General features: G+C 59.4%; 8 protein-coding genes and 1 pseudogene. 1 reads left to right on the forward strand and 8 read right to left on the reverse strand.

Features of this window, described 5'->3' with window-relative positions:
* Window positions 1-45: 45 nt before the first annotated feature.
* From RR842_RS07430 to RR842_RS07455, 6 genes and pseudogenes are all read right to left on the reverse strand, one after another.
* Window positions 46-138: pseudogene (locus RR842_RS07430) on the reverse strand (IS5/IS1182 family transposase); the annotation flags it as partial.
* A gap of 8 nt (window positions 139-146) precedes the next feature.
* Window positions 147-3,692, reverse strand: a complete 3,546-nt coding sequence (gene smc / locus RR842_RS07435; RefSeq protein WP_332729364.1) for a chromosome segregation protein SMC — start codon at window positions 3,690-3,692, stop codon at window positions 147-149.
* 3 nt (window positions 3,693-3,695) lie between these two features.
* Entirely contained in the window at window positions 3,696-4,541 is an 846-nt protein-coding gene (gene rnc / locus RR842_RS07440; RefSeq protein WP_332513280.1) for a ribonuclease III, read from the reverse strand.
* Window positions 4,542-4,679: 138 nt separating this feature from the next.
* Window positions 4,680-5,714: a phosphate acyltransferase PlsX gene (gene plsX / locus RR842_RS07445; RefSeq protein ID WP_332513279.1), complete on the reverse strand. Its 1,035-nt coding sequence runs from the start codon at window positions 5,712-5,714 to the stop codon at window positions 4,680-4,682.
* A gap of 125 nt (window positions 5,715-5,839) precedes the next feature.
* Complete coding sequence (rpmF, locus tag RR842_RS07450; RefSeq protein WP_332513278.1) at window positions 5,840-6,019, reverse strand: 50S ribosomal protein L32; 180 nt, start codon at window positions 6,017-6,019, stop codon at window positions 5,840-5,842.
* A 456-nt stretch (window positions 6,020-6,475) separates the two neighbouring features.
* Window positions 6,476-8,026: a flavocytochrome c gene (locus RR842_RS07455; RefSeq protein WP_332517440.1), complete on the reverse strand. Its 1,551-nt coding sequence runs from the start codon at window positions 8,024-8,026 to the stop codon at window positions 6,476-6,478.
* A 277-nt stretch (window positions 8,027-8,303) separates the two neighbouring features.
* On the opposite strand from RR842_RS07455, the gene RR842_RS07460 reads away from it, so the two are divergent.
* On the forward strand, window positions 8,304-9,224 hold the full coding sequence (locus RR842_RS07460) for a LysR family transcriptional regulator (protein ID WP_332513275.1): 921 nt from the start codon (window positions 8,304-8,306) through the stop codon (window positions 9,222-9,224).
* A 64-nt stretch (window positions 9,225-9,288) separates the two neighbouring features.
* Here RR842_RS07460 and RR842_RS07465 read toward each other — a convergent pair whose 3' ends face one another.
* Window positions 9,289-11,184, reverse strand: coding sequence for an ABC transporter ATP-binding protein (locus RR842_RS07465; RefSeq protein ID WP_332522121.1), 1,896 nt, complete (start codon window positions 11,182-11,184; stop codon window positions 9,289-9,291).
* A gap of 141 nt (window positions 11,185-11,325) precedes the next feature.
* A complete protein-coding gene (locus RR842_RS07470; protein ID WP_332553232.1) occupies window positions 11,326-12,216 on the reverse strand; it encodes a Bro-N domain-containing protein in 891 nt (296 codons plus the stop codon).
* Window positions 12,217-12,389 lie beyond the last annotated feature (173 nt).

The following is a 12,389-nucleotide window of genomic DNA, read 5'->3' on the forward strand; positions in this document are numbered from 1 at the left end:
CGTTTACAAAAAGAACCCCTACCGGGGTCCTTTTTGTAAACTCGTGCAAAACCGTCTATGGGTATTCTTCCCGTCGGCGTATTCGAGCGGAAGGTCCCGCCAAGGAGAACCTGTTCTCAGCATCTAGAAGACGGCGTTGGAGCACCTTATTCCGCGTGGCGCAGCGCGTTCTCCAGTCTCTGGCCGACCACCTTCGTCACACCGTCGGCCTGCATGGACACGCCGAACAACACGTCGGCCATCTCCATGGTGCGCCGCTGATGCGTGATCATGATGAGCTGCGTCGAATCGCGCAGCGACTCCAGGTACATCGTCAGGCGACGCAAGTTCGAGTCGTCGAGCGCGGCCTCCACCTCGTCGAGAATGTAGAACGGCGTCGTGCGGATGCGGTACACCGCGAACAGCAGCGCCAGTGCCGTGAGCGACTTCTCGCCACCGGACATGAGCATCATCTTCGTGATGCGCTTGCCCCTCGGCTGCGCCGTCACCTCCACACCCGTTGTCTCTAGGTCGTCGGGATCCACCAGCGTGAGCTCGGCCGAGCCACCGGGGAACAGCACGGCGAATATCTCGCTAAAGTTCCTGCTCACCGCCTCGTAGGTGCGGATGAAGTCGTCCTTCATGCGCGCATCGATGACGCGGACTATCTTCATGAGCGAGCGGCGCGCGCTGTCGAGATCGGCCAGTTGGGCAGCCAGGTAGTCGTAGCGTCCACGCAAGCGCTCATACTCGTCGGCGGCATCGGGGTTGATGGTGCCCATGTTGGCAATGCGACGGCGCAGCTTGAATGCCTGGTCTTCGGTAGTACCGCGATCTTCTAGCGAGGGAAGCCCGAGTGCGTGGTCAAGGGGAGTCTTGCAATCGTGCACAATGGCGTTCACCGCCGCATCCACCTGCAACTCCAGACGGCCCTTGTCGACACGCGCTTGCCCCATGCGAGCGTTAGCCTCGTCGAAGGCATCGTGTGCAGCACGAGAGGCCGCACGGGCCTCATTGGCGGCATGATGCATGCCGCTCGTGGCGTCTTGAGCAGCGCTGGCAGCTTCTTCTAGGTTGCGCGTACGACATCGTGCACTGTCGGACAGCTCATCGAGTAACGCAAGCAGGGGCTCGATACGTTCCTGAGCCACCACCTTGCGCACGAGGTTCTCGCCTGCGTCGGCATCGGCCGCGTCGATCTGCTCGATCTCGCGGACACGTGCATCGGCCACGCGCGACGTATAGGTTTCGCGTTCGACCAGTGTAGCCGCTTTGAGTTTCGCCTCGTTCAAAGCGTCGTTCAGGCGTCCAGCCTCTTTGCGGAGGGGCACAACAGCATCCTGCTTGGCCGCAAGCGCTTCACGCGACTTCTCCCTTGCCCCCTCGAGCGCCGTAACGCGCGCCGCCAGTTCCTCAACATTTGGGCGAGCATCGGATACCGTACGCTCAGCCTCGGCACGCTGGCGCTCAACATCCTCAAGTTCGCGGCGCACGGCGGCAAGCTTATTTTCGGCTTGCTCCACATCGGCCGCTGCAGCCTGTGCACCTCCGCGCAGCTCGGCTAGGTCCTGCGACAGCTTCAAGCTCTCCGTCTGGGCGCTGCGATAGAAATCTTCCGCTTGGGCAGATGCCGCCTGAGCCGCCGCGCGGGTCTGCGTCGCCTCAGACAGAAGGGTACGCAGCTCTTCCAGACGGCGGTGGCGCGCTAGCACGCCTTCCCCCTCGTTGTCGGGAGCGCCCGGAACCCACACCTTGCCGCTTGGCCACACCACGCAACCGCTGGTCGTGGCAAAGCGCAGGCCCTTTGTATCCCGCTCATGCGCCGCAAAAGCATCGCTTAGGCTCTCGCACACAATCACATCGCCCAGCAGCGCCTCCACCGCGCGAGCCGCCTCTGCCGGATACGACAACTCGTCGATCAGCCTATGAGTAGCAGCTTGCGCAAGCGCCGGGCGCGTCGCAGCGTCGACACGCAACACGAGCGAAACGTCACCCGCCTCGCCGCGCTCGACCAGCGCCTCCACCACCGCATGTGCGCTGCGCGCATCGTCTACCAACAAGGCAGACAAATCACTCCCCAGCAAACGCTCAACGAGCGCTTCGAGCCCCTCAGGCGCAGACACCGCATGCGACAGCGGCGCTAAGCCAGCGGTAAGACTCCCTTCCTGCTCCAGCAACCACGCCAAAGCCGGCCCAGCCGCCTGGCTGGCACGCTCAACCTCCTCGATACCCTTGATCTGGGAGGCCAACAGGCGCTCGGCATCCTGCGCTTCGTCAAGTGCTACACGAGCGGCCTCGCGAGCAGAAAACGACGCTCCTACGCGCTCGCGAGCAACGCGCTCGCGCTCCTCCAGCGCAGCCAGCGCATCCGTGCGCTCGCGCACGATCGCGGCGCGCTCGGCATGGTCGGTTTGCGCGCGCTCAAGCTGTATCGCCAGCTCCTTGCTGTGCCCGTCGATGAGTTTGGCATGCGCCAATCCGTTGGCCAGCGCCTCCTGCGTGGCAGCTTGCTCGCGCTTCGCCTCGTCGCGCTCGCGCTCCTGGCTACGCCGCAAAGCCGTAAGCTCTTCCACCTCGCGCTCAAGCGTACGGCGTTTCTCGGCAGCTTGCGCACGCTCCTGCGTAAGGCGCGCCACTGCCTCGTCGGCCCGTGCGCGCTCGGCATGTACCTCGGCGAGCTGGGACGCAGCCGATACGCGATCGGAGTCGGCCTGAGCGCGCTTTTCCTTGTTCGCCTCGAGGGTAATGCGCAGATCGGCCTCATAATCCTGGGCAGCACGGCGCTTCTCTCGCAACAGCAGCGTTGCGCTCTCAATGCGCTCAACAGCCGACGACGCACGCCGATGGTGCTTCGCCAGCTCACCTGCATCGGTGCCGTCGCGGCGGATGCGCTCCTGCAGCTCCTCTGCACGCTTCTCGACCTGCGTGATTGCGGTGCGCTTCTGCTCCAGCTCCTCGTCCAGCGCCTTCTCGCGCGCTACCGCCTCGTCCCAGGCACGCTGCAACACCCGCAAATCATCCACGGCAAGGGCCAGCGTCAGATCGGCCAGCTCGGTGGCAAGCCCTTGGTAGGCTAGCGCGCGCTTCGCCTTGCGCTCCAACGGCCCCAGCTGCCGCTCCACCTCGGCGACCACGTCTTTCACCCGCGTGAGGTGCTGGTCCATATGCTCGAGCTTCCGCTCGCTTTTGGCCTTGCGCTGCTTGTGCTTCAGCACACCGGCGGCTTCCTCGATAAGCGAGCGACGGTCCTCGGGCTTCGATTGCAAGATGGAATCCAGGCTGCCCTGGGAGATGATCGAATGGGTGCCGGTGCCAAGCCCGGTGTCGTGCAGGATCTCCAGCACGTCCATGCGCCGGGCTACCGTGCCGTTGATCAAGTACTCGCTCTCGCCAGATCGGTACATGCGGCGCGTGAGGGACACTTCCGAAAAATCGATCGGCAACGTGCCGTCTGAGTTGTCCAACACGAGGTCGACCTCTGCCAGACCCGTGCCCTTGCGCGCCGACGATCCGGCAAAGATGACGTCTTCCATAGCCTGGCCGCGCAGGTTCTTGGCATTGCGCTCGCCTAGCACCCACAGCACCGCATCCGAGATGTTCGATTTTCCCGAGCCGTTCGGCCCGACGACCGCCGTGATACCCGGTTCGAGCGAGAGCACACTGCGGTCGGCGAACGATTTGAACCCTTTGAGAACCAGCGACTTCAGATACACAGACTACCCCTGCTTGCGCTGCTTGGCCTGGGCGCGCTCGGTCTTCTTGCGCGCGCGCTCCTCGGCCCGCGCGGCCACCTTCTCAGCCTTGGCCAGCTTGGAGGCCGCCGCTTTCTCGGCACGCTCCTCCTCGGAGGCGCCCAGACCCAAAAACTCGCCCAAGCGGGCAAGCGTGCTCTTGGCAGCCTGGCTCTCGGCTTCTTTCTTCGTACGCCCGGTACCGCGTGCCATGCCCTGGGTGCCGGCGAACACCTGCGCCACAAACGTACGGTCATGCGGCGGACCCTGCATCTCCACCAGCTTGTAGGTGGGCGTGATGCCGTCTTCCTGCAGCTTCTCCTGCAAGGCGCTCTTCGGGTTCTCCGGCTCGCTCGCCATGTCCATCGACATGCGCGGCACCAGCGTTTCCTCCACGAACGCACGCGCCGCATCGATGCCGCCGTCCAAGAACAACGCGGCCACAACGGCTTCGTACACGTTCTCAAGCGCCGAATGCAAGCCGCGCTTGCCCGTACCGGTCTCGGACGAGCCGAATACGATGATGTCGGCAAACCCCAGGCGTGCCGCCACCTCCGACAGGCTCGCACCCGACACAAGCGCAACCTTGATGCGCGTCAGGCCGCCTTCGTCTAGGTCATGGTAGCGATGGAAGGCGATAGCCGCCACGATGGCACCCAGGATGCTGTCACCCAGGAACTCCAAACGCTCGTAGGAGTATTTGACAGCCTTGCCCTCGGTTGCCGAGGGGTGGGTGATGGCCGAGAGCAGAAGTTGCTCGCTATCGAAACGGTAGTCGAGTATCTCTTGCGCGCGGGCCAGTTTGTATTGTTGCTCTTCGGTCAGGGTCATGTGCGATTCAGCTCTCATGGTCGGTACGTGCGTTTCGCGTCTCCTGCAGCACTCGTGCGACGTTTGGCCGAAGTAAGGCGAAGCGTCGGACGAGCGCGCAGAAAGCCCCAAACGCCTTTGCGCCGGGGCTTTCCCGCTTTAGTCCATTGTAGCCGAGGAAGCGCTTGCCGAGCCCGAGGATGCGCCTGTCGCAACCGTTTGCGCGATTATTTCAGAAACACCCGCCCGCACGATGCCGGCCGTGGTCAGCACGCCGTTTTTCACGGCCAGGGCGCCCGACGAGCCGTGTCCCACCACACACGCGCCCTTCACGCCCAAAAGCGGTGCACCGCCGTACGTATCGGGGCTTACCTGTTTCATAAGCCGACCGAGCCCGCCTTTCAAGGCAAGGGCGCCCAGCTTCGTTGCAAGCGACTTCATCATAATGCCCTTGAGCGCCTTGAACAGCGTCTTGGACGTACCCTCGATGGTCTTCAGGCACACGTTGCCCGTGAAGCCGTCCGTGACGATGACGTCGAAGTTCGCAGCCAGGATATCGCCGCCCTCGGCGTTGCCGGCGAAGTTCGGCAGCTGCTCGCGCAGAAGAGCGTGGGCTTCCTGGGCGAACTGTGAGCCCTTCGTGTCCTCCGCGCCGATGTTCAGAAGCGCCGCACGCGGGTTCGGTATCCCGACGATCTTCTCGGCATAGACGGTGGCCATCTGGCCGAACTGCACCAGGTAGGCGGGCTTACAATCGGCATTGGCGCCGATGTCGCACAAAACGACGGGGCGCACCGGCGACGGAATGACCGTAGCCATAGCCGGACGGGCAACGCCCTTGATGCGACCCATGACCAACGTACCGGCAGCCAGGCACGCACCGGTAGAACCTGCCGAGAAGAAGCCTTGTGCGGCACCTTCCTTCACCAAGCGGCAGCCTACGACGATAGACGAGTCCTTTTTAGTGCGCACCGCGTTGGCCGGATGTTCGCCCATGTCGATAACCTGCGTGGTAGCCTGCGCTTCGCACCGCTCGTGCGCTGCGGCAAACGGGCCGACGACCTCGGCTGGGCCGCACAGGATGACGGACAGGCCCGCATCGGCGGCAAGCGCGTCTGCCACACCCTCCAGCACCACGCCGGGAGCATGGTCCCCGCCTATCGCATCTACGGTGATGGTGACCTCATCTGACATTTACGTCTCCTTTTGTCGGCGGCCTCGTTCTTCTTAACCAGAAAAAGCCTCCCGGCAACCCAGCAAACGCTGGTATGCAGGGAGGCTTGTCAATGCAAGTCTCAGCGCAAGCGCTGCGAGACGGGTTAGTCCGTCTCGATGACTTCGCGGTTCTTATAGAAGCCGCAGTTACCGCACACGCGATGCGGAAGCTTCACTTCGCCGCACTGCGGGCACACGGAACGCGCGGGCGCTGCAATCTTATCGTTGGCGCTGCGACGGTTGTGGGTGCGGATGCGGCCCATTTTGCGCTTAGGTACTGCCATGATCTATGCTCCTTCTTCAGCCGGACGAGCCGGTCGTCCGTACTCGCTTAAGTAAACACGCGAAGTGGTATATTATCAAAGCGAAGCCCACCTCGCAAGGGTCCATCGGTCACAATTTCCCAAACGGCACTGAGGTTTCACAGGTTTCACCGTTCAAAACACCATAACCCCGAAAACTTGCGAGCAATAACCAGCACTACGCCGCTTAAAACCATGAGTGCGAGAACCGCAAAAGACATCACACCCAAGGAGTCACCTGTCGAAACAAGCTTCTTCTCTAGAGGTTTGGGGTCGGGGCCAGGAGCTGGGCTCACTGCGTCCACAATGCTGAACGAAGCAATGGAACGGATCACCCTCGGTAAACCGAAAGGTGAAGGGGTTGCAGGTATTGACGACAGACGCAAATACTCCCAACCGGTATCGGGAGGGAGTATTCAGGGTCATTCGAGGTACCTTTTATGCTTGCGTAGGTTCTTTCGCTGCTTCTTGTCCGGCGATACGCCCGAACACGACGCAATCGGTGATCGCGCAGCTACCCAAACGAACAGCGCCATGGGTTCCACCAGCGATTTCACCTGCTGCATACAAGCCAGCAATAGGCTCGTAATCCTGGTTGATAACCTGCGCTTGCAAGTTGGTCACCAACCCGCCCATGGTATGGTGAACCTTCGGCCAGAGCTTGGCCACATAAAACGGAGGGGTCTGGGTTGGCGTAGCGCCCTCCATGATGAGAGCACCGAAATCATCGTCGACTTTTTTCTCAATGAAGCTGTTCCAACGCGCGACTTCAGCCAAAAAAACGTCTTGGGGAATAGCAAATTCTTTCGCAATATCTTCGAGCGTATCAAACTTCAAAATAACGCCCGCCTCTTGCCCTCCTTCCATGATGCGGGGAAGCACCTGCTTTTCGCAAGCCACCGAATCCCCTAAAACCAGGGTAATCCTACCGAGGGCAAGCATCTTGTCGGCGCGTTCTTTGCGGTCCCCCGTTTCCTTCACGAAGCGCTTTCCCGTTTCAGGATCAACCATCAGGCCGAATCCTACCAACCGCTCGCAAAACTGGGGCGTGTACCCAAAGCCTAACTCGTCGGGGCTCGTCCAAGGCCCCAGCTGAATCCAATCCATATGCACGTCCATGGCCCCATGCTTGAGCGCCTCGCGCAGCGATTCGCCCGTAGCGCCCTCATGGTTGGTGCTTGTCATAGCATCGGTAAGCCTCGGCTCATGAATAACCCGCATCTTTACATCGTTCGAAAAGCCACCTGAGGCAAGCACGACTGCCTTATTGGCTTTGATATAGGCGGTCGTGCCGCTGTCCTCGTTGCCAAGCTTGTAGTTCTTTCGCACCTCAGCACCAACGATCCGACCTGCCTCATCTTCGATCAGCCGAGCGAGTTTAGTGTTGAGGTTTACCCCGGAGCCGAGCTCTTCGAGCTTCGCCACCTCCGCTTTGATAATGTCAGCCCCTGTGGCGTTCGATGTGGTGTTTGTTCTCGGAACGGAATGGCCTCCATGAAAGTTGAGCTTCGTGAACTCTACGCCGAGGCTTGTGCACCACTCTACCGCAGCGGCGGAGTTTTCAGCTACCGCCTTAACGCGGTCGACATGGTTGTAGTATTTACCGGCCTTCAACATGTCGGCCTCCATCAACGCGAGGTCATCTTTGACGCCTGCCTTTACCTGAAGAGGAGTCCCGACTGCGGCCATGTCACCTCCGTTGATGGCAGAATTTCCCCCGTAGATGGGCATCTTCTCGATAAGCACGACCTCGCTTCCCGCCGTCTTTGCCTCAATAGCTGCGGCAAGTCCAGCGAAACCCGACCCCACCACGAGGATGTCGGTTTCTTCATCCCACTTGATATCGGCAGCCAGCAGCGAACCAGATGCCTCCACTGATGGTTTCGCCGTACCGGGAGAGCATGCTGCAAGCATGCTTCCACCAGCCAGAACAACCCCCGCAACTCCCATGGTTTTGAAAAAATCTCTTCTTTCGAAACTTCCCGTCATAGTATCCCCTTTCCCTAACGAATTGCCTTTGCCCAACAGGCCCAAGGCAAACAGGCAACTCCTGCCGACATCCCCAATATACAACCGCCAACCACGCGGGGTGAAGCAAGTAAACGTTGACGAGCACAACCAATTTGAAAGAGCCCCAACCGCAGATTGAGACAGGCCAACCATTGTTTGAGGCAGCAGAAAGGAGCGCATAGCTGCGCGATTTGATATACTTTACCTTCAAACATCTTGGATAGCGGGGGGCCATTAAAGAGAGCTGAGGGAGATCATGCTCGATTTGGAAATGAGGCACCTTGAGTATCTGGTAGCTGCCGCTACGGCGGGGAGCTATGCTCAAGCAGCAAAACAGTTGTTCGTATCGCCACAAGCGGTTTCGAAAGGGGTGCAAGTACTAGAAGGTCGCATCGGGATCGCCCTGTTTGATCGTGGGCCCCACGGAATAGCGCTCACAGCGTTTGGGGAGACGTTTTGCAAAGAAGCCCGGGCTATCCTTAAAGCACTCGAAAGACTGCAGGATATGACCGAGCGCCAATTGCTGGAGTACAATTCGTCACTCTCTGTCGGCATACACTCGCTTTGCTTCCAAGAGCACGGTGGAACGATCGCGTGGGACGATCTGCTTAATTTCCATGAATCCTATAAGGCAATCGCACCGAGTTTCGTCGAAATGCGAGGAGACTCAATCATCGCATCCATTGCCTCCGGAACGCTCGATTTCGGCATCGGAGTCCTACCGAGCGACGGCTCTGATTTTTTGGAGGGCACTTTGCTCAAGCGTTTCCCCTTAGCGGCACTCGTCTCAAGCAAGAGCAGCTGCTTCGCGCAGCAAAATACGGTCACCATCGAAGAACTCGCCCACAGCCAGCTGGTTCAACTTTCGGAAGATCAAGAATTCAATAATTTCTTTATCGAGAAATCTCAAGACGAGCAGCTACCTGTCAATATTTCCCCACTCCAGATGAGAGCAGACAGCGATATCGATGTGGTCATCAACCGAGAGCTATACGCAGTGCGTCCCTACCAGCATGCCCTCCGCATGACAAAGGGAGACAATATCCGCATCCTTCCTATTGTCGACCGCAGTAAAAACCCGATCAAGATGCCCCTTTCTCTTTTCTGGAAAAAAGGCAAGGAGCTTTCGCTTTTGGAAAAATCCTTTGTCGAGATGATCTCGAACTCGTATCGTTAGAGCCGCACAAGATCCCCTCCCTCATGCGAAGCGCGCGCGGACAGTCCTCGTCCGAAGAGGAGGATCAGCCGGCCTCGAAAACGCCACGCCCGAACTGCATCTCGTAATACCGGGCGTACGTGCCGGCGAGCACCAGCAGTTCATCGTGGGTGCCCTGCTCCACCACACGACCGCCCTCCACCACAGCGATGAGGTCGGCACTGCGTATGGTGGACAGGCGATGCGCGATGACGAGCGTGGTGCGACCGACGGAGAGTTCCTCAAGCGAGGCTTGGATGGCGCGCTCGCTTTCGTTGTCGAGCGCACTCGTGGCCTCGTCTAGGATAAGGATGCACGGGTCGCGCAAAAAGACGCGCGCGATGGCCACGCGCTGCTTTTGCCCGCCGGACAGGCGCGCGCCGCGCTCGCCCACCAGCGTGTCAAAGCCATGCGGCAGCGTCTGCACGAAGGCGTGGATGTTCGCGCGCCGAGCGGCAATCTCGATTTCCTCGTCGGTGGCATCGGGCTTGCCGTAGGCAATGTTCTCGCGCACGGTGCCGCCGAACAGGTACACGTCCTGCTGCACGATGCCGATGGCATCGCGCAGCGTCTCGACCGTCACGTCGCGCACGTCGATGCCGTCGATCTCGACCGAGCCAGCATCCACCTCGTAGAAGCGCGGCAGCAGCGAGCACGTGGTGGTTTTGCCGCCGCCGGAGGGACCCACCAGCGCCACCGTCGCACCAGCAGGAATGGTCAGGTCAAGGCCACGCAGCACCGCCGCTTCCCCGTCGTAGGAGAAATCCACGCCCCGGTAGCGCACCTCGCCCCGCACAAGGGCGTCGCCATGGCGCGCCTCCTCCGTCTGGGCCAGCGGCAGCGCATCTGCGCGGTTGCGGATGTCGGGCCGTTCCACCAGCACCTCCATGAAGCGCCGGAAGCCCGCGTAGCCTTTCTGGAACGTCTCAACGAAGTTGATGAGCTGCTCCACCGGCGACACGAAGATGCCAATGTAGAGCGCGAAGATGGCCAAGTCGGTCACGGCCATGCCTCCCGTGGCCACGAAGTAGCCGCCACCCACGATGGTAGCCGTGTACAGCACGCCCGTGAACAGCGAGTTCGCCGCATGGAACGCGCCCAGGAAGCGATACGAGCTCTCCTTGGTATCCACAAAGCGCTGGTTGGCCTGCTTGAAACGCTTGATCTCGGAGGCCTCGTTGCCGAACGACTTCACCACGCGGATGCCGCCGAGCGAGTCTTGCAAGCGCGCATTGATGTCGGCCATGCGTGCCCGGTTCTCGGTGAACACGGTGCGCCGCAGGTAGTTCTTCCATACCGCATACACGCCCATGAGCACGGTTGCGCCCATCATGATGAGCGTGAGCGGAACGTTGATCATGAACAGCAACGCGAACGAACCCGCGATCTTTAGAATGCAGATGAACAGGTTCTCCGGCCCGTGATGCGCAAGCTCCGAGATATCGAATAGGTCGGTTACCAGCTTGCTCATCATCTCGCCGGTGTTGTTGCGGTCGTAGTACGAGAAGCTGAGGCGCTGGAACTGCTTGAACAGATCCGTACGCATGTCGGCTTCCATGCGTGCGCCCATGATGTGGCCCCAGCACGTGATGAAGTACTGACACCCTGTGCGCAGCAAATACAACGCGCCCAGCCCCAGTGCGATCCACCCAAGCCCGGCTAGGATAACCTCAGGCGGCTGCAAAAAGAACTCCTTGGTGAAGAAGTTCAGAAACTGCGGGAACGCCAAGTCGATGACGGCGAGCACCGAAGCCGCCACCAGATCGGCCACGAACAAAAACGTGTAGGGCTTGTAGTAGCTCGCGAACTTCGCGAGCACGGCACGGGCGGTCACGTGCGGGGCGACGGGCTCGATGTGCGAGGCGGAATGCGCCCGCGCACCATGCGCAGCCTCCTTTGATACCCGATCATGCGCCTGTGCGGCTTTCTGTTCAATAGACATGCCCGCTATTGTACTCCAGCTGCGTACTGCGTGCAGCGCAGGGTGCAGCGCCGAGTCCACCCTTCCAGAGGGGCGGGAACACACGCGAGTCCAACCCCGCCCCTCATTTCACCACCAGTTCCCGCCTTTTCTGTAGCGTACTTATTCCTCAATCGCCTGCACCTCCACTACTTCGGCCACAAGACGACCGAAATCGGGAGCTGTTTGCGGCGAGATTACTGAATGCCCGATTTTTTTCTCTGCCGCAAACCGTGCGACACCCGCCACTTCACCACCCGATTTCGCCACCTCACGATGCTCTGAAAACATATCAGGATCGATGGCACGCTCGATCTCCGCCGTCGTGGCTTCGGCGAGTGCACTGAGCGCAAGCTCCATGTCGCTCATATTGTCACGAAGACTTTCCTTTGAGAGTCCCTTGAAATCTTTATACTCGCGCGCCGTCATGTCCGACCAAGCCTGATAGATATCGTTGGTTAAGATCGCATACTCCGCATTGGTTTTCACCCCGCGTTCGCTCCACTCAAACGTAAGGTTCTTACGAATACGAATGGAGAACAACCTCTGACTGATCCATTCTTCCGTATAGCCCTTGCGGCGATAGTACGAAATGGCACGCTCGATGGCGAGTTCAGGATCAAATACTTCGTCAATGCGATCTTTGCCAACCTGAGCAAGCCATAACTTGAACGGCTCTGCTTTAGGAGAGGGAATCGATTGGATAAGACGGAGTATTTGTTCGGTATTTGCAGCATCAGTTTGATAGTATTTACCATCTTTCGCTGATTGCATTTTCAGTTGGTTACATTCTGCAACCAACTGACTTCCCTCATCAATTAGTCTTTTCTTCAGTACCTTCCAATAATTTCTCGGATTACTGCTCTGCGATAACACCCCCACCACGTCGACAACTGAAAAATACCAATCTTCCTCTTCTTCCACCCATGCCGACCGAATTTCTTTACCCTCGAACATCTGCAGTTTGTCGAGCCTTCCTGTTGTCTCACGGGTTCTCTTGGCCTTTTCAGACATAGCTCCGCCTTCCTTTCATTCCGAAAGTCTTAAAAACATTCAGTTAAGGTATGCAGGTGGCTTCGAGAAAAGAATTTGCTTGAGTATCCGCAAGAAACAAAGAGTGCCGCCTGCTGATGTGCGTGCCTGCGGCATATCCCTTGTGCTAACACAATAATAACATACATTTGTTC

Origin of the sequence: Gordonibacter sp., assembly GCF_036667095.1 — a bacterium.
Lineage (GTDB): Bacteria > Actinomycetota > Coriobacteriia > Coriobacteriales > Eggerthellaceae > Gordonibacter.

Bases quoted from the DNA above. Each gene is read 5' to 3' on its own strand.
- plsX (WP_332513279.1), bottom strand. From the start codon at position 5,714: ATGTCAGATGAGGTCACCATCACCGTAGATGCGATAGGCGGGGACCAT.
- RR842_RS07465 (WP_332522121.1), bottom strand. From the start codon at position 11,184: ATGTCTATTGAACAGAAAGCCGCACAGGCGCATGATCGGGTATCAAAG.
- rnc (WP_332513280.1), bottom strand. From the start codon at position 4,541: ATGACCCTGACCGAAGAGCAACAATACAAACTGGCCCGCGCGCAAGAG.
- rpmF (WP_332513278.1), bottom strand. From the start codon at position 6,019: ATGGCAGTACCTAAGCGCAAAATGGGCCGCATCCGCACCCACAACCGT.
- RR842_RS07455 (WP_332517440.1), bottom strand. From the start codon at position 8,026: ATGACGGGAAGTTTCGAAAGAAGAGATTTTTTCAAAACCATGGGAGTT.
- RR842_RS07470 (WP_332553232.1), bottom strand. From the start codon at position 12,216: ATGTCTGAAAAGGCCAAGAGAACCCGTGAGACAACAGGAAGGCTCGAC.
- RR842_RS07460 (WP_332513275.1), top strand. From the start codon at position 8,304: ATGCTCGATTTGGAAATGAGGCACCTTGAGTATCTGGTAGCTGCCGCT.